Annotated in this window: 18 protein-coding genes; 5 read left to right on the top strand and 13 right to left on the bottom strand. The window is 62.0% G+C overall.

Annotated features, from left to right (window positions below):
* Window positions 1-428 precede the first annotated feature (428 nt).
* From HBO24_RS28960 to HBO24_RS28915, 10 genes are all read right to left on the bottom strand, one after another.
* Window positions 429-2,132, bottom strand: a complete 1,704-nt coding sequence (locus tag HBO24_RS28960) for an AMP-binding protein (protein WP_170060818.1) — start codon at window positions 2,130-2,132, stop codon at window positions 429-431.
* Between the two features lie 27 nt (window positions 2,133-2,159).
* Window positions 2,160-3,458 carry an acetyl-CoA C-acetyltransferase gene (locus tag HBO24_RS28955; RefSeq protein WP_170060817.1) on the bottom strand — a complete coding sequence of 433 codons (1,299 nt, stop codon included), beginning with the start codon at window positions 3,456-3,458 and terminating at the stop codon, window positions 2,160-2,162.
* The gene (locus HBO24_RS28950; protein WP_170060816.1) at window positions 3,455-4,357 is read right to left on the bottom strand and encodes a MaoC/PaaZ C-terminal domain-containing protein; all 903 of its coding nucleotides are present in this window, start codon (window positions 4,355-4,357) and stop codon (window positions 3,455-3,457) included. Before HBO24_RS28950 ends, HBO24_RS28955 begins: the two co-directional genes overlap by 4 nt.
* Before the next feature lie 2 nt (window positions 4,358-4,359).
* Window positions 4,360-5,703 (bottom strand): 3-oxoacyl-ACP reductase, encoded by a 1,344-nt coding sequence (locus HBO24_RS28945; protein WP_115128017.1) that lies wholly within the window; start codon window positions 5,701-5,703, stop codon window positions 4,360-4,362.
* A gap of 143 nt (window positions 5,704-5,846) precedes the next feature.
* Complete coding sequence (locus tag HBO24_RS28940) at window positions 5,847-8,372, bottom strand: acyl-CoA dehydrogenase (protein ID WP_170060815.1); 2,526 nt, start codon at window positions 8,370-8,372, stop codon at window positions 5,847-5,849.
* Window positions 8,373-8,667: 295 nt separating this feature from the next.
* Window positions 8,668-10,110, bottom strand: coding sequence for an outer membrane protein transport protein (locus HBO24_RS28935; protein WP_057959848.1), 1,443 nt, complete (start codon window positions 10,108-10,110; stop codon window positions 8,668-8,670).
* 125 nt (window positions 10,111-10,235) lie between these two features.
* Window positions 10,236-10,751 carry an alkane oxidation protein activator PraB gene (gene praB, locus HBO24_RS28930; protein ID WP_076964898.1) on the bottom strand — a complete coding sequence of 172 codons (516 nt, stop codon included), beginning with the start codon at window positions 10,749-10,751 and terminating at the stop codon, window positions 10,236-10,238.
* Window positions 10,752-10,880: 129 nt separating this feature from the next.
* Complete coding sequence (gene praA / locus HBO24_RS28925; protein ID WP_057438657.1) at window positions 10,881-11,375, bottom strand: alkane oxidation protein activator PraA; 495 nt, start codon at window positions 11,373-11,375, stop codon at window positions 10,881-10,883.
* A gap of 146 nt (window positions 11,376-11,521) precedes the next feature.
* The gene (locus tag HBO24_RS28920) at window positions 11,522-12,799 is read right to left on the bottom strand and encodes an alkane 1-monooxygenase (RefSeq protein ID WP_057959850.1); all 1,278 of its coding nucleotides are present in this window, start codon (window positions 12,797-12,799) and stop codon (window positions 11,522-11,524) included.
* Between the two features lie 326 nt (window positions 12,800-13,125).
* Window positions 13,126-14,124 (bottom strand): alpha/beta hydrolase, encoded by a 999-nt coding sequence (locus HBO24_RS28915; RefSeq protein ID WP_233092088.1) that lies wholly within the window; start codon window positions 14,122-14,124, stop codon window positions 13,126-13,128.
* Between the two features lie 299 nt (window positions 14,125-14,423).
* Here HBO24_RS28915 and HBO24_RS28910 point away from each other — a divergent pair, with 299 nt between their 5' ends.
* The 3 genes from HBO24_RS28910 to HBO24_RS28900 are packed head-to-tail and all read left to right on the top strand — an operon-like array spanning window position 14,424 to window position 17,718.
* Window positions 14,424-15,980, top strand: a complete 1,557-nt coding sequence (locus HBO24_RS28910) for an NAD(P)/FAD-dependent oxidoreductase (protein ID WP_169961420.1) — start codon at window positions 14,424-14,426, stop codon at window positions 15,978-15,980.
* Window positions 15,977-16,873, top strand: a complete 897-nt coding sequence (locus tag HBO24_RS28905) for an SDR family NAD(P)-dependent oxidoreductase (RefSeq protein WP_120732595.1) — start codon at window positions 15,977-15,979, stop codon at window positions 16,871-16,873. Before HBO24_RS28910 ends, HBO24_RS28905 begins: the two co-directional genes overlap by 4 nt.
* Window positions 16,873-17,718, top strand: a complete 846-nt coding sequence (locus HBO24_RS28900; protein WP_057959854.1) for a metal-dependent hydrolase — start codon at window positions 16,873-16,875, stop codon at window positions 17,716-17,718. Before HBO24_RS28905 ends, HBO24_RS28900 begins: the two co-directional genes overlap by 1 nt.
* 63 nt (window positions 17,719-17,781) lie before the next feature.
* On the opposite strand, the gene hemN is transcribed toward HBO24_RS28900, so the two are convergent.
* The 3 genes from hemN to HBO24_RS28885 all read right to left on the bottom strand — a co-directional run bounded on the left by hemN (window position 17,782) and on the right by HBO24_RS28885 (window position 21,016).
* Complete coding sequence (gene hemN, locus HBO24_RS28895; protein WP_233092089.1) at window positions 17,782-19,167, bottom strand: oxygen-independent coproporphyrinogen III oxidase; 1,386 nt, start codon at window positions 19,165-19,167, stop codon at window positions 17,782-17,784.
* A complete protein-coding gene (locus tag HBO24_RS28890) occupies window positions 19,154-20,479 on the bottom strand; it encodes a coproporphyrinogen III oxidase (protein ID WP_170045859.1) in 1,326 nt (441 codons plus the stop codon). The genes hemN and HBO24_RS28890 overlap by 14 nt, the downstream gene beginning before the upstream one ends.
* 93 nt (window positions 20,480-20,572) lie before the next feature.
* Window positions 20,573-21,016 carry a hypothetical protein gene (locus HBO24_RS28885; protein WP_057959857.1) on the bottom strand — a complete coding sequence of 148 codons (444 nt, stop codon included), beginning with the start codon at window positions 21,014-21,016 and terminating at the stop codon, window positions 20,573-20,575.
* A 329-nt stretch (window positions 21,017-21,345) separates the two neighbouring features.
* Between HBO24_RS28885 and HBO24_RS28880 the strand changes: the two genes are divergently transcribed.
* Both HBO24_RS28880 and HBO24_RS28875 read left to right on the top strand, forming a co-directional pair.
* Entirely contained in the window at window positions 21,346-21,951 is a 606-nt protein-coding gene (locus HBO24_RS28880; RefSeq protein ID WP_057959858.1) for an SCO family protein, read from the top strand.
* Window positions 21,951-22,421, top strand: coding sequence for a copper chaperone PCu(A)C (locus tag HBO24_RS28875; RefSeq protein WP_057438666.1), 471 nt, complete (start codon window positions 21,951-21,953; stop codon window positions 22,419-22,421). Before HBO24_RS28880 ends, HBO24_RS28875 begins: the two co-directional genes overlap by 1 nt.
* Window positions 22,422-22,710: the final 289 nt, after the last annotated feature.

The following is a 22,710-nucleotide window of genomic DNA, read 5'->3' as shown; positions in this document are numbered from 1 at the left end:
TTGCTGTTGCTCTGCTTTTGATCTGGCTTTTGATCTTGATCTCAGGCGCCCCGTTAAACCACGATGGCCGCAGGCAGGTATTGCGCAGTGGGCACCCCGGCATGGATGCCGGGGTAGCCGCGACACGGCCATGGATGGCCGATCGCGGCGGGCCCACGGAGCAATGCCTGACTGCGGGCATGCCGAGCCTAGGCGAGGCACCGAGTGGTGGGGCAAGAGCGCTTTGCTTACTTTGGCGCTCTTCCAAAGTGAGCCGCCGTAAGGGCGGAACCCTAAGTGGCCGTTACCGCAGCAACGGATATGTACACATACCGAAAAGAGAGTTGTGTAGCTAATCATGCCGCAATGGCAGACTGTCAGTCAGCAATTGTACTGACTAGCACTCCGTCATCGCGGGCAAGCCCGCTCCCCCATTAGACCGCATCAAGTCAGCGCAATGCGCGGCGCAGGACCTTGCCCACCGTAGTCTTGGGCAATTCCTCGACGCGAAACTCGACAAACTTCGGCACTTTGTACCCCGTCAGGTATTCCCGGCAATGTGCCAACAGCTGCTCCTGGGTCAGGCTGGGGTCGCGACGCACCACGACAATCTTCACCTTCTCTCCGGTCACCCCATCCTCCACGCCAATCGCCGCCACTTCCGCAACGCCCGGGTGCAACGCGACCACGTCTTCGATTTCATTGGGGTACACGTTGAAACCCGACACCAGGATCATGTCCTTCTTGCGATCCACCAGGCGGATGAAACCCTGTTCATTCATCACCCCGATATCCCCGGTGGACAGCCAGCCCTCGGCATCCAGCACTTCGGCGGTTTCCTTGGGGCGCTGCCAGTAGCCCTGCATCACCTGCGGGCCGCGCACCTGCAGTTCACCCGGTTCACCGATGTCGGCGAGTTCACCGTCCTCGCGGATAAAGCGCACCCAGGTCGATGGCAGTGGCACGCCGATGCTGCCGGTAAATTCCATCTCGCGCATGCGCGAGATGTCGATAGGGCTGATGCTCACCACCGGCGAGCACTCCGTCAGGCCGTAACCCTCGATGATCGGCAGCCCGGTGACTTCCTTCCAGCGCTTGGCCACCGCGGTGTGCGTGGCCATGCCGCCGGCGATGACCAGGCGCAGGTCGGAAAAGTCCCGGGCACGGAACTCTGCGTTCTCCAGCAAGCCGTTGAACAACGTATTGACCCCGGCAATGCCGTTGAAACGCTCCTTGCGCAGGATCATCTGCACCCGCTTCACGTCCCGTGGGTTGGCGATCAGGATATTGCGCCCGCCCAGGCACATGAACATCAGGCAATTCACGGTCAGGGAAAAGATGTGATAGAGCGGCAGCAGCGTGACGTTGGTCTCCTGCTGGTTCTGGTCCAGTTGATCACCCACCCACGCCTTGGCCTGCAGCAGGTTGGCGATGATGTTGCGGTGGCTGAGCATCACGCCCTTGGCATCGCCGGTGGTGCCGCCGGTGTATTGCAGGAACGCCAGTTCTTCACGCGCCAGCGGCACCGGCGTATGGGTCAGGCCCCGGCCCTGCTTGAGCGTCTGGTTGAAACGCAGCGCACCCGGCAGGTTGTAGGCCGGCACCTGCTTCTGCACCCGGCGCAGGATGAAGTTCATCGCCGCGCCCTTGAAGGTGCCGAGCAGGTCGCCGATGGCCGCAATGACCACGCGCTTGACCATGCTGCCGGCCACGACTTTTTCCAGGGTATGCGCGAAGTTCTCGAAGATCACCACGGTCTCGGCGCCGCTGTCCTTGAGCAGGTGCTTGAGTTCGTGGGAGGTGTACAACGGGTTGACGTTGACCACCACCGCTCCGGCAAGGATGGTGCCCAACAGGCAGATCGGATACTGCAAGCAGTTGGGCATCATCAACGCCACGCGATCGCCCTTGCGCACGCCCTGGGCCTGCAGCCAGGCGGCAAAGGCGATGCCCTGGGCCTGCCAGGTGGCGTAGGTCATTTCGGTGCCGATGCTGACGTAGGCCACGCGGTCGCGGTATTTGTGCAAATGTTCGAGAAACACCTCGCGCAACGACGGGTAGTCCTCGATGCCGGCGTCGATGTCGCTGGGCACCCCAGGCAGATAAGCGTTCAGCCAGATACGTTCGGTTTGGTCCAGGCTTACAGCGTTCATCGCAGTCTCCTTATTGTTGTTGTACGGCTACTTTTCAACGATGGCGGTAATGCCCAGGCCGCCGGCGGCACAGATGGAAATCAAACCGCGCCCGCCACTGCGCAGGTGAATGGCCTTGGCCAGCGCCGCCAACTGGCGGCCACCGGTGGCGGCAAAGGGATGACCGCAACCGAGCGAGCCGCCATTGACGTTCATCCTGGCGCGGTCGATGGCCCCCAGTGGCGCCTCCAGCCCCAGGCGCTCACGGCAGTAATCGGCATCTTCCCAGGCCTTGAGGGTGCACAGCACCTGGGCGGCGAAGGCTTCGTGGATCTCGAAGAAATCGAAATCGGCAAAACTCAGGTTTTCGCGTGCGAGCATGCGGGGCACGGCGTAGGCCGGGGCCATCAGCAAGCCTTCGCTGCCGTCGACGAAGTTCACCGCGGCGGTCTCGCCGGTACGCAGGTAGGCCAGCACCGGCAGGCCACGAGCGGCGGCCCACTCCTCGCTGGCCAGCAGCACCACGGAGGCGCCATCGGTCAGCGGCGTGGAGTTACCGGCCGTGAGGGTGCCGTTCTGCCGATCGTAGGCCGGGGACAGGCTGGCGAGCTTCTCCAGGCTGGCATCGGCGCGCAGGTTGTTGTCGCGGGACAGGCCGCGATAGGGGCTGATCAGGTCGTCGAAGAAGCCGTTTTTATAGGCCGCGTCGAGGCGCTGGTGGCTGGTCAGGGTCAGTTCGTCCTGGGCCAGGCGCTTGATCTGCCAGCGCTTGGCCATTTCTTCGCAGTGCTCGCCCATGGACAAGCCGGTACGCGGCTCGCCATTACGCGGCAGCAGCGGCTTGAAAAACATCGAGGGGCGCACCTGCAACAGGCTGCGCAACTTGTTGCCGCTGCCCTTGGCGCGGTTGGCCGCCAGCAGCGTGCGGCGCAGGGATTCGTTGATGCCGATGGGCGCGTCGGAGGTGGTATCGGCCCCCCCGGCAACCCCCACATCAATCTGGCCGAGGGCGATTTTATTGGCCACCAGCAACGCCGCCTCCAAGCCGGTGCCGCACGCTTGCTGCAGGTCGTAGGCCGGGGTCTCGGCGGACAGGGTGGTGGACAGCAGCGACTCACGGGCCAGGTTGAAGTCCCGCGAGTGTTTGATCACCGCGCCGGCGGCAAACTCGCCCAGGCGCAGGCCGTGGAGGTTGTAGCGGTCCACCAGGCCTTGCAGCGCGGCCACCAGCAAATCCTGGTTGCTGTCGTGGGCGTACACCGTGTTGGAGCGGGCAAACGGAATGCGGTTGCCGCCGACAATCGCCACGCGGCGCGTCGGGGCGGGGCTGAAGCTGTAGTCACTCATGAACGACTCTCATCAAAACGCGAGGTCCAGATAAACAGGCCACGCATATGGGGTTTATCCCCGGCCGGATTGCGCACCTCGAATGCACGGCGCGGGCCGTCTGCCGGGGCATTCCACAGGGCGACCTGGCCGGGCAGGAAGATCGGCAACTTGAAATCGCAATGGGCCTCGGCCACGTCCAGCCCGCCTGGGGGTTGCTGGGCGGCCAGGGCGCGGCCCAGGGTCCACATGCCATGGGCGATGGCCCGGCGAAAACCGAACAGCCGCGCGCCGATCAACGAGGTATGGATCGGGTTGAAATCCCCCGACACCTTGGCAAAACGCCGCCCCAGGTCCGCTGGCAACACCCAACGCTGAGTGCGCCGCACGCCCTCTTCGGGCAATGCCAGGCTGTCGCCCCGTGGCTCACCCACCGGGTTGGCGACATCGCGACGCAGGTACAGGCTTTCGCTTTGCCACACCAACTCGCCCGCGCTGTAAGCGTGGGTGGCAATACTCAAGGCCTGGCCCTTGGCATGGGCCACCCAGCGCTCGGCAAACACTTCCAGGCGCAGGGCCTGACCTTCCTGCAGGCGTCGATGTTGGCGAATGCGATTGGCCAGATGCACCATGCCGCTGGCCGGGTACGGAAAGCTCGGGCGCGTCAGCAACATTAAGTGCAAGGGGAACGCCAGCACATGGGGGTAGGACAGCGGCACCCCTTGCTCGCGCCGAAAGCCACAGGCCCGGCCATAAGCCGCAATAGCATGGGCGCTCAACTCCACCGCCGAGCGCACCAGGCGCTCCCAGGGCAACGTGGGGGCGCCTTCCAGCCTGGGTTTGCGCATCGCCAACAGGCCGTCCAGCAGCAGGCGATTGCGCGACGGTGGCGGGTCGATAATCTGCGTCACGTCGTCCATGCTCAGGCTCCCAACAGGCTTTGGCCGCACACGCGCACCACCTGGCCGTTGACCCCGCCCGAAGCCGGGTGCGCCAGCCAGGCGATGGTTTCGGCGACGTCGATGGGTTGCCCGCCCTGGGACAGGGAGTTCATGCGCCGCCCCGCTTCGCGAATCATCAGCGGGATTTTCGCGGTCATCTGGGTCTCGATAAACCCCGGCGCCACGCCGTTGACCGTGACCTGCTGCGCCGCCGCCACTGGCGCCAGGCCCTGCACCAGGCCAATCACCCCGGCCTTGGAGGTGGCGTAATTGCTTTGCCCCAGGTTGCCGGCGATCCCGGAGATCGACGACACGCAGACAATCCGCCCACCGGCCTTGAGCCCCTGCCCTTGCAACAAGGCTTCACTCAACTGCAACGGCGCTTCGAGGTTGACTGCCAGCACACTGCGCCAGGCGGTTTCGGTCATCTTGGCGATGGTCTTGTCGCGGGTGATCCCGGCGTTGTGCACCACCACATCAAACGCGCCATGCTCGGCCACATAGGCCTGCAACTGCTGCTGCGCATCGGCGCCGGTGATGTCCAGCGCCCAGGCCTGGCCGCCGACGCTGCTGGCCGCCTGCTCCAGGGAGGGCAGCGCTTGCGGCACATCCACGCACACCACGTGCGCGCCGTCACGGGCCAGCACCTGGGCGATGGCCAGGCCGATGCCACGGGAGGCCCCAGTGACCAGGGCGCGGCGGCCGCTGAAGGGTTTGTCCCAGTTGATGGCGGGGGCGGCATCGACCGGTTTTTCCAGGCGCACCACCTGCCCCGAGACATAGGCCGAACGCCGCGACAGGAAGAAGCGCAGGCTGCTGTCCAGGGACTGCTCGGCACCCGGCGCGACATAGATCAACTGCACGGTGATCGCCCGCCGCAGCTCCTTGGCCAAGGATCGCACCAATCCCTCCAGGGCTCGCTGGGCGATGGCCTGGGGCAAGTCCTGGCAGTGTTCGGGCGCGGTGCCCAGCACCACCACCCGCGCGTGCGGCCCCAGGCGCCGGGCGTTGGCGTGGAAAAATTCGTAGAGTTCGTCCAGTTGCTTGAGGTCGACCACGGCGCTGGCATCAAACACCGCGCCCTGGACCTTGACCGTGGACGGCGCCTTGAGCGTGGCGGCCTGGGCCGGCACAGTGTCGGTGGCCTTGAAGAGGCGCCGCACTTCGTCCGCCAGGCGCCCTGCCCCAGCGATAATCACCGGGTTGGCCAGGCCCTGCTGGCCGCTGCGGTGACGTTGCAGGGCCAAGGGTTGCGGCAAGCCGATAGCCTGGGCCAGACGACGGCCCCAGGCAGAATTAACAAAAGAAAGGTAGCTGTCGCTCATAAATCAATCCGTTTTCCTGACCTGCAAATCCAACCCCTTGTGGGAGCTGGCTTGCCTGCGATGGCGGTGGATCCGATTGCATCTGTGGCGCAGATACACCGCTATCACAGGCAAGCCCGCTCCCCCGTTGAGCGCGCTCGTTTCTAGTTCACCGGGGCGTTTTCACGTTTTCTGCTGCTGGGTTTGGCCGCTTGCTCCAACGTTTGCTGGCGCTTTTGCAAGGCCTCCAGCAACCCGAAGTCCTGTGGGAAGTCGTCCACCTGGATGCCGTGATCGGCGTATTCCACATAGCGCGCCAGCAAGGCGTCTTCGTCGGCGCTGATCAAATCCAGGGCGCGGGCCTTGATGCGCCAGGCGGTAAAGGCCGTGCTGCTGATCGGCATCGGGCCGAGGGTGCCTTGCTTGACCGCCGCCTTGAGCCGCCCTTCGATCAACTCCACCTGGGGTAGCAGGCGGAACGCCAGTTCGCCATAGGCTAGCTTGTCGACTTCCGGACGCGGGATGTAGGAATTGGCCAGCAAACGGTCGCGGCTTTCGCCCGGGATCTGCACCAGCTCGGCCACCTGGGCCAGCAGGCGGTCGGAGGGTTTGCGCTGGGGAATGCCGAACGGGAAGCTCAAGCCACGCATCACTGCCGCAGCCGGCGTCGAAGGATAATTGTCGAGCACCTCGGCCAGGGCTTCATGGGCCCGCAACAAGGCATCCTGAGCCGACCAATGCACCAACGGCAGGTCGGCCTGGGGCCGGCCATCGTCCTCAAAGCGTTTGAGCACGCAGGACAGGATGTAGAGCTGGGACAGAATATCGCCCAGGCGCCCGGTGATGCTTTCCTTGCGCTTGAGCGCGCCGCCCAGCACGCCCATGGAAATATCGGAAATCAACGCCAGCACCACCGACAGCCGATTGGCCTGGCGGTAGTAGGACGCCAGCGCCGGATCCGTCTTGGCCGGTACGCCAATCAGCCGTCCGCCTGTCAGGGAATGCACTGCCGCACGTACGGTGTTGGCCAGCACAAAACTCAGGTGACCGAACATGGCGCTGTCGAACTCGAGCAACGCCTGGCGATTATCAGTGTTGCGCGCCGCTTCCATTTCTCGGAACACGTAGGGGTGGCAACGGATCAGGCCCTGACCGTAGATGATCAGGCAGCGGGTCATGATATTCGCGCCTTCCACCGTGATCGCGATGGGGCTTTGTTGATAGGCACGGGCCAGGAAGTTGTTGGGCCCCATGCAGATGCCCTTGCCGGCGACGATGTCCATGCCATCGTTGACGATGATCCGCGCACGCTCGGTGACGTGGTATTTGGCAATTGCCGAGATAACCGAGGGTTTCTCGCCGGCATCCAACGACGCCACCGACACTTTACGTACCGCATCGCAGGCATACAGGTGCCCGGCCATACGTGCCAGGGGCGCCTGCACCCCTTCAAACTTGCCAATCGGCAGGCCGAACTGCTTGCGCATCGCCGCGTAGGCCGTGGTACCGCGTACCGCCACCTTGCCCAGGCCGACGTTAGCCGACGGCAGGGAAATCGCGCGCCCGGCGGCCAGGCATTCCATCAGCATGCGCCAACCGTTGCCCACTTGCTCGCGGCCGCCGATCACCCACTCCAGGGGGATAAACACGTCCTTGCCGGTGGTCGGGCCGTTCTGGAACACCGCATTGAGGGGCCAATGGCGGCGACCACTGTTCACCCCAGGATGGGAAGTGGGGATCAACGCGCAGGTGATGCCCAGCGAACCGGGCTGGCCCAGCAGGCCGTCAGGGTCTTCGGCGCGAAAGGCCAGGCCGAGCACCGTGGCGATGGGGCCGAGGGTGATATAGCGCTTGTCCCAGGTCACGCTGAAGCCCAGCACTTCCTGGCCTTCATGCATGCCCTTGCAGACGATGCCCAGGTCGGGAATCGCCCCGGCGTCGGAGCCGGCATAGGGGCTGGTCAGGGCAAAGCACGGGATGTCTTCGCCACGGGCCAGGCGCGGCAGGTAGTAATTGCGCTGGGCGTCGGTGCCGTAATGCAGCAACAGTTCGGCGGGGCCCAGGGAGTTGGGGACCATCACCGAAATCGCTGCCGCCGAGCAACGGGTCGACAGCTTCATCACCACTTGCGAATGGGCATAGTGGGAGAAGCCTTTGCCGCCATATTGCTTGGGAATGATCATGCCGAGGAAGCCGGCGTCCTTGGTGTACTGCCAGCCTTCGGGCGACAGGTCCTGCCAGACCTGGGTGGTTTCCCAGTCGTTGGCCATGTCGCAGAGGGTTTCTACTTCGTTGTCGAGAAAGGCCTGTTCTTCGGCGCTCAAGCGTGCCGGCGCGGCTTGCAGCAGGCGCGGCCAATTGGGTTTGCCGCTGAACAACTCGGCGTCCCACCACACGGTGCCGGACTCGATAGCCGCGCGTTCAGTGTCGGACATGGCCGGCATGATCGTGCGAAACAGACCCAGGGCCCTGCTGGTCAACAGCGTGCGACGCAGGGGCTTGATGCTCATCAGCAGCGCCGGTACCACCACCAGCAACGCCGCAACGCTCAGGCCAAACCCTGCAACCACATTGAACAGATAGCCGCCCGCCAACCAGGCCAGGCCAGCACCCAGCCACAGGGTGGCTGCCGCTTGTCGATACGCCAGGGCAGTCGCCACAGCGAGTCCCGCCAATAACCAGATAACCATGGAGATACCTCTACTTATTATTCAGGGCACGGCACGCACAGCAGCAGGTCGGTACGGCCTGCGACTGATCACCACACTACAAACTTGAAAAGCCAAATTCAAATTTTGTTTTGAAATTTTTATTTAATGTCTTTGCGAAATAATTCTCGGCCGAACGCGTCAGCCGAAGTGTTAAAGGGAGAAGGAAATCACCAGGGGTCGCGTGGGCGCCCCACAGGTGGAGCACCGGGTAAACGCAGTAGAAAGATGCGCTGACTACGCGTTTACCCAGGCACTACGCAGATACAACCCCAGGTCAGAAGGCGTAGGTAGCCGACAGGCTGACCACTTCGCCCTTGGCCTCGGATTTGCCATCCAGCGACGCTGCGCCAAGACGGTCAACGTTCTTGGTCTTGAGCTTGACGGTCTCCACAAACTGGCGGGAATACGCGCCGTCGATGCTCAGGCCCGGAATGGCGCGGATGTTGTAGCCAAAGCCCAGGGAAGCGAAGGTGCGATCCCCATCCGGGATACGCGGGTCACGGGTGGAGTTGCGGGTTGGGGTCTGGTCGAAGGCCACACCGGCACGCACGGTAAAGTCATCCGTGAGTTTGTAGTCACCGCCGAACGAATACATCCAGGTGTTCTTGTACTTGTACGGGATCGACACGATGGTGCTGCCATTGGACTTCAAGGTCAGCGCCTCGAAGGAGGACCATTGGGTCCAGGTCACACTGGCGCCCAGGGTCAGGCGGTCAGAGAAGTCGTGTACCCAGTCCAGGGACGCGTTGGCAGGGATATCCAGTTGCGTGGAGGCATTGGCACCGCCCGGATACAGTTTCAGCCCAGGGTAAGCCAACTCGACCAGGGTTTTACCGTCGACCACCGGGGTGGTCATCAGCCCTTCCGAGCCTGGATCGGCGTACATGTTGTACTTGCCCTCCAGCTTGTTCTTGATCTTGGCGTGATAGTTCAAGCCCAGGGTGTCCTGCGCCGTGGGTTTCCAGGTCATCCCCGCAAACCAACCCAGGGAGTTATTGTCGACTTTGACCCGCATCAAGGCGAAGCCCTGGCCGGCCGGGAACGGAATCATCCCGAAGTCCGGCGACTGCGCAGCAGCGGCATACAGATCGACGTTCTGGCTCACAAAGCCTTTGGTGTGCTGGAGAATCGCACCACCACCGATGGAAAACTCATCATTGACCTTGAACGACAGGGAGCCGGTCAGGCCCACGGTTTCGATGCGGGTGTCCACCGCGAAGTCGCGACCTTTCCAATCCTCATCCCAGGTTGTGCGCGCGCCCATCGGCACCACTTGGCTCAAACCAAAGGCAAAACGATCGTTGATCGGGATCACCATGAAGCCAGTGGGTACCCACGCTTCGAAGCCGCCTTGACCGCCATTACCGGTGCGAGGTGTCGATGTTAACTCGCCAGTATTGGGATCATAGACCGTGTTGGACGTCGGATTGCCAGCGTAGTCATACGCCGACCCTTTGTATTTGATGTCGATGTTTGCGTAGTTGATGGTGAACTGCGAAATGGTCTTGTCAATGAAAGCCATGGCAGCAGGGTTGTTGTACGCCGATGACGGGTCGTTCTTGAACATCGACCCCCCACCAAACGCCCGGCCCCAACCAGCAGTGTTTGCGGTTGGCGTCATGAAACCACCCGCCTGAACGGTTCCCGCTGAGGCGATCAGCCCGCCCAACAATGCCAGGCCTAACAACGCCTGGGCCTGCTGCTTCATATTATTCATGCGTCACTCCTTATTGTTTTTATTTGTCACAGCCGGTTGGACCGAACGGCTTTACCTCAACAGATGCCTCTGACGAGGCACCTGTTTTTCACCGGGTGATCAAGCCTATTTCCGAAGTCCCGGCATCAAGGAACAATGGTGACGCCGGTAGCGCCTACGTTCAGTGTCACCACCGTGCAACTGCCGCTAAGCGGCTGGTTGGTCGCAGCAAGAGTGATACTTGGAGACGGAGCTGGGGTTGAGGCCAGCGCTACATCGATAGCCGTAGGGCCGCAGTTGGTTGGAGGGAACGAAGTGATCGTGTAACCAACGTTGTAAGCTTTACCGGCACTTGTGCTGGTGGCTTCCAGCAACCAAGGCAAACCAGTGATATTGGGTAGGTTGCACAGCACGCTTGATCCTGGAGAGATAGTTACTTTGGTGATATCTGCCTTACCATCAGGGCGCACCTTGCCTTCGAATACAGCCTTACATGTTACGGGCTGCTGAAACGACGAAGGTGATTTAACAACAATGCTCCCAGTCGCCCCTGTAGTAAACGTCGCTCCAATTGGACTAAAAGACGCCGCACTGGCCATCGAAGCCGCGCCAAAGCACAGAGCAAACGAACTTACACAAACGAGGGTTTTCAAACTTTTCATTATTTTTCCTCACATGTATGGCGAGTCATTTCGCCGGGGTAATGGCCATGATCGAGAGGTCACGGAGAAACAGCAGAACTTCCCTTTCCAGCCAAATTTCAATTCATTTACCGCTACAAATTCGGGGGTTTACTCGACGACTTTGAACGTCGGCGGCATCTTGATCGACACGGTTTTGATCTTGCAGTCTTCGCCAATCGGCACATTGACCGCTTCCAACTTGCCGGTGGCGTTATCCCAGGTGCCTTCGGCAGTGGACGGGCCACACTTGCCGCCCAGGCCAAAGGCGTGCACATCGACGCTGATCTTCGACATGGAGCCGCTCCTGGCATCCCTAGCCACTAATATCCACGGCAGGTTGATGGCCTCGACGCGGCTGCACTTGAGGCCACCGTCGAACTCGACCTTGTCGACATTGACTTGCGAACCATCGGCCGCGACCTTGCCGGCCACCTTGATGGTGCAGTCGGCGCTAATCAGCGCGCCCTTGGAAAAGCTGATGGGGCCCTGGGCAGTGAAGGCGCTGCCGGCGGGTTCGATACGGGCGGCCTGGGCCTGGTGATAGGCAATAAGCCCCAGTGCAGCGAGCACGATATGCGCAGTGAACTTGGCAGGTGTTTGCATGGTGTACGTCCTTCCCTTGATTTTATTTTTGTTAGGGTCAAACAACTTTCTTGCAACTAAGCAGCACTCGAAACCGGCAAACCGTGGGCGATGAAAACCTGCGCGATACACAGATCCCGAGTGCGCCCTACAACAGTTAATTCACATTAGAAGGTGCTGGTCTTGCCGTACTTCTCCAGTATCTTCAAGCGTTTGGATGGCTGGATATTGGCCAGGGTGACATCCCCCGAATAATGCCGTAGTACCCGGTGATCCATACGCCGGCGCCATAAGTAAGGGATATAGGCCCAGACAATCATGCTGGCGTAGCCATACGGCAGTTGCGGCGATTCATCAAAGTGGCGCAACGACTGATAACTGCGAGTCGGGTTGGCGTGATGATCAGAGTGGCGCTGCAACTGGAACAGAAAGATATTGGTGACAATACGGTTACTGTTCCACGAGTGGCGCGGCGAACACCGTTCATAACGGCCGTTAGGCAACTTCTGGCGTTTAAGCCCGTAGTGCTCGACATAGTTCACCACTTCCAGCAACGAGAAGCCGTAGATGCCCTGGATCAACAGGAAGGGAATCACCGCCATGCCCAGCCAGGCGATCATCGCGCCCCACAACACCACGCTGTACATCCAGGCGCTGAGTACGCCGTTCTTCCAGTGCCACGCCGGCAGGCCGAGCTTGCGCAAGCGTTCGCGCTCCAGGTTCCAGGCCGAGCGCGCACTGAACCACACCGAGCGCGGCAGGAAGGCCCAGAAGCTCTCCCCCAGTCGCGAGCTGGCCGGATCTTCCGGGGTGGCAACGCGTACGTGATGGCCACGGTTGTGTTCGGTGTAGAAGTGCCCGTAGAAGGTCGGCGCCAGGGTGATCTTCGCCAGCACAATCTCCAGCAGGCGCGGCTTGTGCCCCAGTTCATGGGCGGTGTTGATCGCGATACCGGTGGCAGCGCCGGTGGACATGGCCATGCCCAGATAGGTAAACCCACTGACCTCACCGTGCAACTGCACCCGGGCCGTCAGGAAGCTGGCGGTTTGCGCCATCCAGCTCGAAGGATCGAGGGAGGCGGTGAGTTGCAGCAGCCCGCCGCTGATCATCCAGTCGATGCCGCTGACGGCCAGCCAACCGGTGATCACCACCGAGGAAATAACGAACAACACCCCGGTGTAGACGATCCAGCGGTAGTACTTCTGCGATTCAAGGCCGCTGACAGCGGATTCCGGCGGGTTGCTGACATCTTCGCCGAGCAGGCCGTCAATCAGCGGGATCAAGCCGAAAATCACCAGTACACCGACCCACCACAGTTGTTGTACGCCGGTAGTGATGGCCAGGGCGCCGGACAGCAGCGGGGTCGCCAGAGGCATGATGCCGAGCCACCACAGGTGGCGCTTGCCGTCGGTCCAGACGTGGGGGGCGGCCAGGGTCTGATTCATGGCAACCTCCGGGCGCACTGCGCGGCAGAGAGTGAGAGCGAAGCAAAAGAGGCAGAAAAGCGGTTCAGGCGGCACTGAAGGCCACTTGAAACAAACCATGCGATAAAAGGCGTTTTTTTCATTATTTTATTCGCTCTTAGGCATTTCAAAAATCATTTCAAAATAAATATTGAAATATTTTTTTAAATAAATAGCGCGGAATCGATAGGTCGTCAACTACTTTTTCGGGGCCTTTTTTACGTGACCGGCCAGTCTCTTTTTCATCCGCTCGGTCAGGTGTCTAGGGCAAGCGTCAGCGACTTTCGACCACGCCGTGGGGTTCACGATTATTTACTCGCCAGCGCAAACGGCGGGTGCAACACCGTGGCGCTTGCCACCGGCTTGCTGCGCTTGGCCACCTGCTCGACGAGTGCCGCCACGCGCTCGGTGGCGGTGATTGGCAGCATATGGCCACGGCCTTCGACCAGCTGCAGCTTCAGCCCTGGCACCTTGTCTGCCAGGGCCTGGCCGTGCTTGCGGAAGTCCAGCACCTTGTCCCGCGAGCCATAGATCAGGCCGATGGGCAGGCGCAGTTGCGGGTAGCGCTTGACCATCTCGGGCAGGTAATCATTGACCAGATTGATTTCGGTGGAAGCGGCATAGAAGTTATCGGGGCGCATGCCCAGCAGGCCGCCGCCACGGGTGGCGAAGTCGGCCGGCGCCGGGTCGGGAGCGAACACGCCCTTGACCACCGCACCACTGCTGAGCATGCCGATGGGCACCGTCAGCGTGCGCGACACCCAGCGCCGCAGCCAGGCAGGGCGCACCGCCAACGACAGAAACACCAGCGGAAGCATGCGCTGGGGATGGGTCAGGGGTGCCACCAGCACCAACCCGGACACCGCATGGGGATGGTCCAGGGCCAGGGCCAGGGAGATCGCCCCGCCCAGGGAATGCCCCAGCACCAGGGGCTGGCCCAGGTCCAGGGTCTGGATAAAGGTCGCCACTTGCCGGGCCTGGCTTGGCAGGTCGGCACCGGTGCCTTTGCGGCGGGTGGAATAGCCTGAGCCGGGTCGGTCCAGGGTGATCACCCGAAAGTGCTCGCGCAGTTGTGCGGCCAAGGCATAGGTCAGGTTACGACTGCTGCCCATCAGGCCGTGGATCATCACCAGCGGCGGGCCCTTGCCCTCGTCTACATAATGAAAGCGCTCGCCATCCACTTCCAGAAAGCGCCCGTTACTTGGAACAGCCGCTTCGATACGGCGCGTCATCCAGGCACTCAAGCCCCATAACGCCGCACTGGCAGCCATAAACACACCCGCAGCGACAACCCATTCGACAGCCATAGCTCGGTCCTCTGCTTCCCTGCTGCTGGCGATCCGACCGGTATTGGTCAAGACCTCAGCCATCGTCCACACCCTGGACTTCAACTGCGTGCGTCAAGCGTTCGTCCGTCGGACAAATCGCACATAAAGGACAAGGGTCTAGCGTAGACGACATTTTCAGGTAGATTATTTAAAATCTTTTTTAAAATAATAAATACAATTTTTCTTTGCAATGGTGTTCTATCTAAAAGCCAAAACAAAAAAGGAGCACATCCGATGTCAACACCCGTAAGGCGCCCACAGCCCACGAGGGACACCCTATGAATGCCTCTACCCAGCCAAGCGGCCCGGCAGATTGCGTCGATATCGCGATCATTGGCTCAGGCTTCGCCGGCCTGTGCATGGCGATCAAACTCAAGCAAGCCGGGCTCGACGACTTCTTTATTGCCGAACAGGCCGACTCCCTGGGCGGCACCTGGCGCGACAACCACTACCCGGGCTGCGCCTGTGATGTGCAATCCCACGTCTATTCGTTTTCCTTTGCGCCCAACCCCGACTGGACCCGCCAGTTCGCCCCCCAGGCGGAAATCCGTGCCTACCTGGAACATTGCGCACAGCGCTTTGAGTTGGCGCCGTACCTGCGTTTTGGCATGGGCCTGCAACAGGCGGTGTTCGACGAGCAACTGCAACGCTGGCAATTGCAGTTCAGCAATGGCCGCCGCGTCAGTGCACGGGTACTGGTGTCGGGGATGGGGGGACTGTCCCGCCCGGCACTGCCGGATATTCCGGGGTTGGACAGTTTCAAGGGCAAGCGCTTTCACTCCCAGCACTGGGACCACGACTATTCACTCAAGGGCAAGCGTGTGGCGGTGATTGGCACCGGCGCCAGTGCGATCCAGTTCGTGCCGCGTATCGCCCCCCAAGTGGCGCACCTGGACCTGTTCCAGCGCACCCCGCCGTGGATCATGCCCAAGCCGGACCGCCCCATTTCAGGTTTTGAGCGCTGGGTGTTCAAGCATCTGCCATTCACCCAGCGCCTGGTGCGCGGGGCTTTCTACTGGGCCCTGGAAGGTCGGGTGGTGGGCTTTGCGCTGCACCCGCGCCTGATGAAAGTGGTGCAGAAAATCGCCGTGCGCCATCTGCACAAACAAGTGGCGCGCCCTTCCCTGCGCAAAGTCCTGCGGCCGGACTACACCATCGGCTGCAAGCGCGTACTGATCTCCAACGACTACTACCCAGCGCTGTCACGCAGCAATGTCGCAGTGGTCACCGACGCTGTACTGCGAATCGAGGCCGACGGGGTCGTCACCGCCGATGGCATCAAGCACCCGGCGGACTGCCTGATCTTCGGCACCGGGTTCCAGGCTACCGATCCCCTGCCCCGCGACTGCATCATCGGGCGCGGCGGCATTGACCTGATGGAGGCCTGGCGCGATGGCGCCCATGCGTACAAGGGCACCACCGTGCCGGGCTATCCGAACCTGTTCCTGATCGTCGGGCCCAACACCGGGCTGGGCCACAACTCGATGATTCTGATGATCGAGGCACAGGTCACCTACATCCTCGATGCCCTGCAACAGATGCGCCGCCAGCAAATCGCCACGGTCGAGGTCAAGCCAGCCGTGGAAAGCGCCTACAACCAGCAAATCCAGGCAAAACTCCAGCGCACTATCTGGAACACCGGCGGCTGCCGCAGTTGGTACCTCGACCCGCGCACCGGCAAAAATACGACGTTGTGGCCCGGCTCGACCTGGCGCTTCAAACAGGTCACCCGCCAGTTCGCCCTGCGCGATTATCAGGTCACGCCACTATTGACCGGCGCCACACCGCGACCCGTCGCGCCACCCCATGCCACCGCAGAAGGAAGCCTGTCATGAAGTCATTCAATGGCCGCGTGGCGGCCATCACCGGTGCCGCGTCCGGCATGGGCCGCGCCTTGGCCCTGGCCCTGGCGCGCGAGGGTTGTCACTTGGCCCTGGCGGACAAGAACCAGACCGGCCTGCAACAAACCGTGGAGCTGATCCAGCGCAGCAGCCTGGCGCCGATCCGCGTGACGTCAAGGGAGGTGGATGTTGCCGACCGCCAGGCCATGGAGGATTGGGCCGCCAGTTGCGCGGCAGAACACGGCCAGGTGAATTTGATTTTCAACAATGCCGGGGTGGCCCTGTCGAGCACCGTGGAAGGTGTGGACTACGCCGACCTGGAGTGGATCGTCGGCATTAATTTCTGGGGCGTGGTGTACGGCACCAAGGCCTTTCTGCCCTACCTCAAGGCCAGCGGCGAGGGGCATGTGGTCAACACCTCCAGCGTGTTCGGGCTGTTCGCCCAGCCCGGCATGAGCGGCTACAACGCCACCAAGTTCGCGGTGCGCGGCTTTACCGAGTCCCTACGCCAGGAACTGGATTTGCAACGCAGCGGCGTCTCGGCCACCTGCGTGCATCCCGGTGGGATCCGCACCGACATCTGCCGCAGCAGCCGGATCGACGCGAACATGACCGGGTTCCTGATCCACAGCGAACAACAGGCCCGCGCCGACTTCGAAAAACTGTTTATCACCGACGCCGACCAGGCCGCCAAGGTCATCCTGCAGGGCGTGCGCAAGAACAAGCGCCGCGTGCTGATCGGCCGCGACGCCTACGCCCTGGACCTGCTCGCGCGCTGGCTGCCGGCGGCCTATCAAGGGCTGGTGGTGTTCGCCAGCCGGCGCATGGCACCGAAACAGCGCAAGGCCCTGCCACCCTCCCCCCTCTCTGAACAGGAGTCGCCATAATGCTGCCCATTCGCCGCGACCTGCGTTTTACCCTGCCTGCCGAACGCATCAAGGACTGGCACGAGCAAGGCCCGTTCATCACGCACTTTTTCAATGCCCTGTCGTTGCTGTTTCCCCAGGGCGAATTGTTCTTCATGGACAGCGTGCGCCACTATCGCCAGCGCATCGACGACCCGGCGTTGAAAAAGGAGATCCAGGGTTTTATCGGCCAGGAGGCCATGCACAGCCGCGAGCACGTGGCCTACAACGAGCTGCTGCAAGCCGCCGGTCTGCCGGCCCACCTGCTGGACCGCCGCTTGAAATTTATGCTCGACCTGCAAAAGAAGCACTTGCCGCCGTCCTTCAACCTGGCGGTGACCATCGCCCTGGAACACTACACGGCGATGCTCGCGGAAATCCTGCTCAGCGACCCCACGCGTTTTGGTGATTCGCTCAAAGGCTACCAACAGATGTGGTACTGGCACGCCCTCGAAGAAACCGAGCACAAGGCCGTGGCCTTTGATGTGTGGAACAGCGTGATCAAACCAGGGCCCAAGCGCTATCTACTGCGCACCGGGACCATGCTGTTCACCACGGTGTTTTTCTGGCTGGTGGTGTTTGATTTCCACCTGCGCCTGCTGATCGCCGACCGCCGCGCGGGCGGGCATCTGAAGGGTTTCTGGCGGATGCTGAAGTTTCTCTACGGGCCCAAGGGCGTGTTCCCGCGCATGGCGCGGCCGTGGCTGCATTATTTCAAGCCGGGGTTTCATCCGTGGGATCACGACAACCGGGCACGCTTGGAGGGGATTGATAAGCTGGTGGAAGAGATTGAGCGCACCAACGGCGCGGCAGGCGCCTATACCTGAGCCGTGGTGAGGGGGGCTGTGGCGAGGGGGCTTGTCCCCTCGCCACAAGGGTGGATTCGGTGGTCAGACCGTGCGGGAAAACTGCCCCTTCTGCTGCCCACCCAGGTACGCATCAAACGCCATCGCCACGCTGCGCACCATCAGTTGCCCCTGGGGCAGCAACTGCACCCCATCGTCCTCGACATGCAGCAAACCATCCGCCACTTGCTCATCCAACTGTGACAACGCCTGGGCAAAGTATTCGGTAAAGCGGATCGCATGCCCCGCCTCGACCCCGGCAAAGTCAATGCGCCCATGGCACATCAGGCCGTTGATCACGTCCCGGCGCAACACGTCATCGGCGTTCAGGCGGTAGCCGCGCTGCACCGGCAACAACCCGGCGTCGATCCGCGCGTAGTACTGGGACAACTCCTTGACGCTCTGGCTGTAGCTGTCGCCCACCTTGCCGATGGCCGACACGCCCAGCCCGATCAGGTCGCAATCGGCATGGGTCGAGTAGCCCTGGAAATTGCGCTGCAAGGTGCCATTGGCCCGGGCCAGGGCCAGTTCATCGTCGGGCAAGGCAAAGTGGTCCATGCCGATGTACACATAACCCGCTTCGGTCAGCCGGCGAATGGTCAACTCCAGCAGCTCCAGCTTGCGCTCCGGCGGTGGCATGTCTTCGGGGCGGATCATGCGCTGGGCGCGGATTTGCGTGGGCAAATGCGCGTAGCTGTAGGCCGCCACACGGTCCGGGCGCAGGGCAATCAGCTTGCCCAGGGTCACGTCGAAACTGGCCACGGTCTGCAATGGCAGGCCGTAGATCAGGTCCACGCTGATGGACTTGAAGCGTGCCTGCCGGGCGGCCGCGACCAACTGCACAATCTGCTCTTCGCTCTGCACGCGATTGACCGCCGCCTGCACATCGGCATCAAAGTCCTGCACACCAAAACTCAGGCGATTGAAGCCCAGCCCGCGCAGGTTATGGATGCGTTCCACGCTGATGGTGCGCGGGTCGACCTCAATGGAAAACTCATGGTTGTCGCTGGTATCCAGGCTGAAGCCCTGCGCCAGGCTTGCCATCAACTCGGCCAGTTGCGCATCGTCCAGATAGGTCGGCGTACCGCCCCCCAGATGCAACTGGGTCAGGGGCCGCGTGCGGTCGAACAGCGCGGCCTGCATCTGGATTTCGCGCTTGAGGTAGCTCAGGTACTCCACGGCGCGATGGGGCTTGCGCGTGATGATCTTGTGGCAACCGCAGTAGTAACAAAGGCTCTGGCAGAACGGTATATGGATGTATACCGACAACGCCTTGGGGGCCGCCCCCTGGTTGCTGGCCGCTACTGCCTGCCGGTAGTCATCCAGGGCAAACGCCGAATGAAACTGCGGCGCCGTCGGGTACGAGGTGTAGCGCGGCCCCGGGCGGTCGTATTTCTGCACCAGGGCCCGGTTGAACTCAAACGCTTTCATGGTCGATGGTCTCATCGTTGGAGCAAGGGGGAACCGCGCTGCCTGCCCGGTCAAACAGCGCGCAGAGGGCTTCGACCCGCTGCCGGCCCGCAGGCAGCACACAGAGGAAGCGCTCGGACAAGTCGATCAGGCCGTCCTGGTGCAGGTGCTCCAGCAGCGGCCAGATCGCCGAAAAATAGCGAGAAAAAATCACACCATAACGGCGCTCCAGCGCCTGGATATCCAACTCCAGGTCACAGGCCAGGCGCTCCATGACATGCTGACGGATCTGATCGCCCGCCTCGCAGCGCCAGCCGCGGGCGGTGGGCAACAGGTCGCTGTCCAACTGCTGACGATAGCGCGCCAGGTCGTCGGTGTTTTGCGCATACAGGTTGTCGAGCTGGCTGATGGCGCCCAGGCCAAAGCCGATATGGTCGCAGTAACCGTGACGAGTAAAGCCCTGGCAATTGCGGCTCAGGCGTCCGTGTTCCTGGGCCAGCGCCAGGTCATCGTCAGGGCGTACGAACTGGCCCAGGCCAATGTAGTGATAACCGGCAGCTTCCAGGTGCTGGAAGGCGATCGCGCGCATCGCGCACTTGTCGGCATTCGACGACAGCGCCCGCGCCCGTTGCTGCTGGTAGCGCCGGGGGGCCTGGGCATAGTCGAACACTTGCAGGCGGTCCGGCTCGAGGGCGATCAGGCTGGCCAGCTTGGCTGCAAAGCTGTCGCAGGTCTGCCAGGCGTGGCCATACCCGAGGTCGACATTCACCGAGCTAAAACCCAGGGTGCGCGCCGCGTCGATCAGCGACTGGATGGGCGCCGGGTCTTGATAGCCGGCCACCGAAGGTGTGACGTCGCTACTGGCATCCGACACGCCGATATTGATGTGATTGAAGCCCAGTTCACGCAGGCGGCCCATGGTCGCCCAGTCGGTGTGCAGCGGGTCGAGGTCGAGGCTGTAGTCACCCTGGTCATGCTCGAGAAAATGCAGGCGACTGCGCAGGTGCGCCATCAACCGCTGCAGGTCGGCCATTGCCGGGGTAGCGCCGCCCAGATGGAATTGATCCACCGGCTGGCGCCCACCCACGTGGCAACCGACCAGGTGGATTTCCTGCTCCAGCGCGTCCAGGTAGTCATCGGCCACCAGGCCCGCCGGCCATTGCAGGTTCAGCGCCAGGGGACGCTGGCGTTGGCGACTGCTGCGCATGGCGCGCAACAGGTCGAGGGAGCCGATCCCCGTATGAAATTTGCCGATGTCGACCTGGCCCTGGTCCAGCACGCTTTGGTCACGGCGCAGGCGCCACTCGCGGGCGGGATGAATGACAGTGAGCATGACGGCCTCCGGGTCTGGCTACGGTGGGTCATTGTGCGGTGCGACCGGACAGCGCACCTTGATATGCATCAAGGCCAGGGAATACGAGGGGGGTTACCAGGTGATGTAGAACATGCTTTTGGCCAACAACACAATGGCGACCATATGGCAGAACAGGCTCAGATGAACGAAGCGCAAATAGGCCGCGCTGACCCGCCCACGCCGCATCAGCCACACCGTCAGCAAAAAATGCATCAGCACACTGGCGGCGAGGATCAACTTGAGGGTCAGCAAGGCGCCGAATGCCGAACTCGATGGCGCCGCCAGCACCGGCAGATAGCGCAACCAGACCATGCCGATGCCCGCGCCGAACAGCACTAGCAGCACCCACGGCATCAAGGCCCTGGCACGGTTGCCGATGCCCTGCTCCACCAGCAGCATGACGCGGGCCGGCAGTTGCTTGTGCACGCTGGCGAGGATCAGTACTTCAAAGAACACCGTGCCGATAAACATCAGCGCCGCGAACAGATGGGCCAGCAGAAACAGGAGATAGAGCATCAGCGCCTCACAGTGGGCCGGTCCGTATGGCGTGACTGTGCCCCAGGCCGAGGGGACGCTGCCTTGATGCGGGTCAAGGGCCCTGATAATCGTTGAAACATTTGCCCAAAGCCTGGTACGCCGGGCGTTTCAAGGCGTCTGCGACAGTGTGCCACAGACGCAATCGCCCCCTCGGCTGGTAAGGTGGCGACCGCCCCTGTGGCAGAACGTCGCAGATTATCAAGCGTGATCAACACCGGTAGACTACCCACCCTGCTTGTTCACCGCTTTTCAAAGCCTGACTGACCTGTTATGCGCAGCCGTCAGGCGCTTCACGGGACGCCCACTTCATGAATACGTTACTCACCCGCCGCAAGGTCCTCACCGGTATGGGCCTGCTGGGCCTGGGCCTGCTGAGCGGCTGTGACACCGGCCCCAAGCTGAATTTCAAGTACGGCAAGGATCTGAGCAACAAGATCATGGGCCGCACGTTCAAGCTCAAGAATACCGCCGGCGAAACCGTGACCCTGACTTCGTTTCGCGGCTTGATGCCGGTGGTGTTCTTCGGGTTCACCCAGTGCCCGGCCGTGTGCCCCACCACCCTGGCGCGCATGGCCCAGGCCAAGAAGCTGATGGGCCGCGACGGCGAAATCATGCAGGTGATCTTTATCACCCTGGACCCGGAACGCGATACGCCCGAAGTGCTCGACGCCTACGTCAAGGCCTTCGACCCCAGCTTCGAAGCGCTCTACGGCACGCCGGAAGAAATCGCCGTGGCCGCCAAGGAGTTCGGGATCTTTTATGAAAAGATCCCCGCAGGCGACACCTACACCCTGTCCCACACCGCCACCAGTTTTGTGTTCGACACCCGCAGCAACCTGCGCCTGGGCCTGTCGGCATCCCTTAACGCCAAAGAGTGCGCAGAAGACCTGCTCACCGTCATGGAGGTCTGCTAATGACTGCTGTCCACACCCTCAAGCGCATCGCCCTCGGCCTTTCCCTGCTGGGCCTCGCCGCCCACGCCAGCGCCCAGGTCCAGGTCAGCGATGCCTGGGCTCGCGCCACCGTACCGGGGCAGCATTCGAGCGGGGCATTCATGACCCTCACCGCCGACAGCGACAGCAAGCTGCTGAGCGTCAAGTCGCCGGTGGCCAAGGAAGTGCAGATTCATGAGATGAGCATGAAAGACGACGTCATGCGCATGGGCCCGGTGGATGCCGTGGCACTGCCGGCCGGCCAGGCGGTGAAGCTTGATCCCGAGGGTTATCACGTGATGCTGATGGGCCTGACGGGCCAGATCAAGGAAGGCGACCAGGTGCCGCTGACCCTGACGGTGGAAGATGCCAAGGGTGACAAGCAGACCCTCGAAATCCAGGCGCCGGCCCGCAGCCTGGGCAGTGCTGGTGGTCATCATATGAACCATTGATCCTGAGGGTGGGAGCTGGCTTGCTCGCGGTGGCCATAGGTATCTTCTTCTGGGTATGTGTACATATCCGTTGCTGCGGTTACGGCCACTTAGGGTTCCGCCCTTACGGCGGGTCACTTTTGGAAAAGAGCCCCAAAAGTAACCAAAAGGGCTCTTGCCCCACCACTCGGCACCTCGCCTAGGCTCGGTGTGCCCGTCATCCGACATTGATTTGGGGGGCCGCCGCGATGGGCCATCCATGGCCCAGCGCGGCTAACCCGGCGTCCTGCCGGGTTACCCCCCAAATCAA

Source organism: Pseudomonas sp. WS 5410 (assembly GCF_012985645.1).
Classification (GTDB): domain Bacteria; phylum Pseudomonadota; class Gammaproteobacteria; order Pseudomonadales; family Pseudomonadaceae; genus Aquipseudomonas; species Aquipseudomonas shahriarae.
Note: the sequence above shows the minus strand (reverse complement) of the source record. Positions and strands in the feature narration are given on the sequence as shown.

Excerpts from the sequence above, each read along its gene's own strand:
- HBO24_RS28960 (WP_170060818.1), bottom strand. The coding sequence starts at position 2,132 with ATGAACGCTGTAAGCCTGGACCAAACCGAACGTATCTGGCTGAACGCT.
- HBO24_RS28955 (WP_170060817.1), bottom strand. The coding sequence starts at position 3,458 with ATGAGTGACTACAGCTTCAGCCCCGCCCCGACGCGCCGCGTGGCGATT.
- HBO24_RS28950 (WP_170060816.1), bottom strand. The coding sequence starts at position 4,357 with ATGGACGACGTGACGCAGATTATCGACCCGCCACCGTCGCGCAATCGC.
- HBO24_RS28945 (WP_115128017.1), bottom strand. The coding sequence starts at position 5,703 with ATGAGCGACAGCTACCTTTCTTTTGTTAATTCTGCCTGGGGCCGTCGT.
- HBO24_RS28940 (WP_170060815.1), bottom strand. The coding sequence starts at position 8,372 with ATGGTTATCTGGTTATTGGCGGGACTCGCTGTGGCGACTGCCCTGGCG.
- HBO24_RS28935 (WP_057959848.1), bottom strand. The coding sequence starts at position 10,110 with ATGAATAATATGAAGCAGCAGGCCCAGGCGTTGTTAGGCCTGGCATTG.
- praB (WP_076964898.1), bottom strand. The coding sequence starts at position 10,751 with ATGAAAAGTTTGAAAACCCTCGTTTGTGTAAGTTCGTTTGCTCTGTGC.
- praA (WP_057438657.1), bottom strand. The coding sequence starts at position 11,375 with ATGCAAACACCTGCCAAGTTCACTGCGCATATCGTGCTCGCTGCACTG.
- HBO24_RS28920 (WP_057959850.1), bottom strand. The coding sequence starts at position 12,799 with ATGAATCAGACCCTGGCCGCCCCCCACGTCTGGACCGACGGCAAGCGC.
- HBO24_RS28915 (WP_233092088.1), bottom strand. The coding sequence starts at position 14,124 with ATGGCTGTCGAATGGGTTGTCGCTGCGGGTGTGTTTATGGCTGCCAGT.
- HBO24_RS28910 (WP_169961420.1), top strand. The coding sequence starts at position 14,424 with ATGAATGCCTCTACCCAGCCAAGCGGCCCGGCAGATTGCGTCGATATC.
- HBO24_RS28905 (WP_120732595.1), top strand. The coding sequence starts at position 15,977 with ATGAAGTCATTCAATGGCCGCGTGGCGGCCATCACCGGTGCCGCGTCC.
- HBO24_RS28900 (WP_057959854.1), top strand. The coding sequence starts at position 16,873 with ATGCTGCCCATTCGCCGCGACCTGCGTTTTACCCTGCCTGCCGAACGC.
- hemN (WP_233092089.1), bottom strand. The coding sequence starts at position 19,167 with ATGAAAGCGTTTGAGTTCAACCGGGCCCTGGTGCAGAAATACGACCGC.
- HBO24_RS28890 (WP_170045859.1), bottom strand. The coding sequence starts at position 20,479 with ATGCTCACTGTCATTCATCCCGCCCGCGAGTGGCGCCTGCGCCGTGAC.
- HBO24_RS28885 (WP_057959857.1), bottom strand. The coding sequence starts at position 21,016 with ATGCTCTATCTCCTGTTTCTGCTGGCCCATCTGTTCGCGGCGCTGATG.
- HBO24_RS28880 (WP_057959858.1), top strand. The coding sequence starts at position 21,346 with ATGAATACGTTACTCACCCGCCGCAAGGTCCTCACCGGTATGGGCCTG.
- HBO24_RS28875 (WP_057438666.1), top strand. The coding sequence starts at position 21,951 with ATGACTGCTGTCCACACCCTCAAGCGCATCGCCCTCGGCCTTTCCCTG.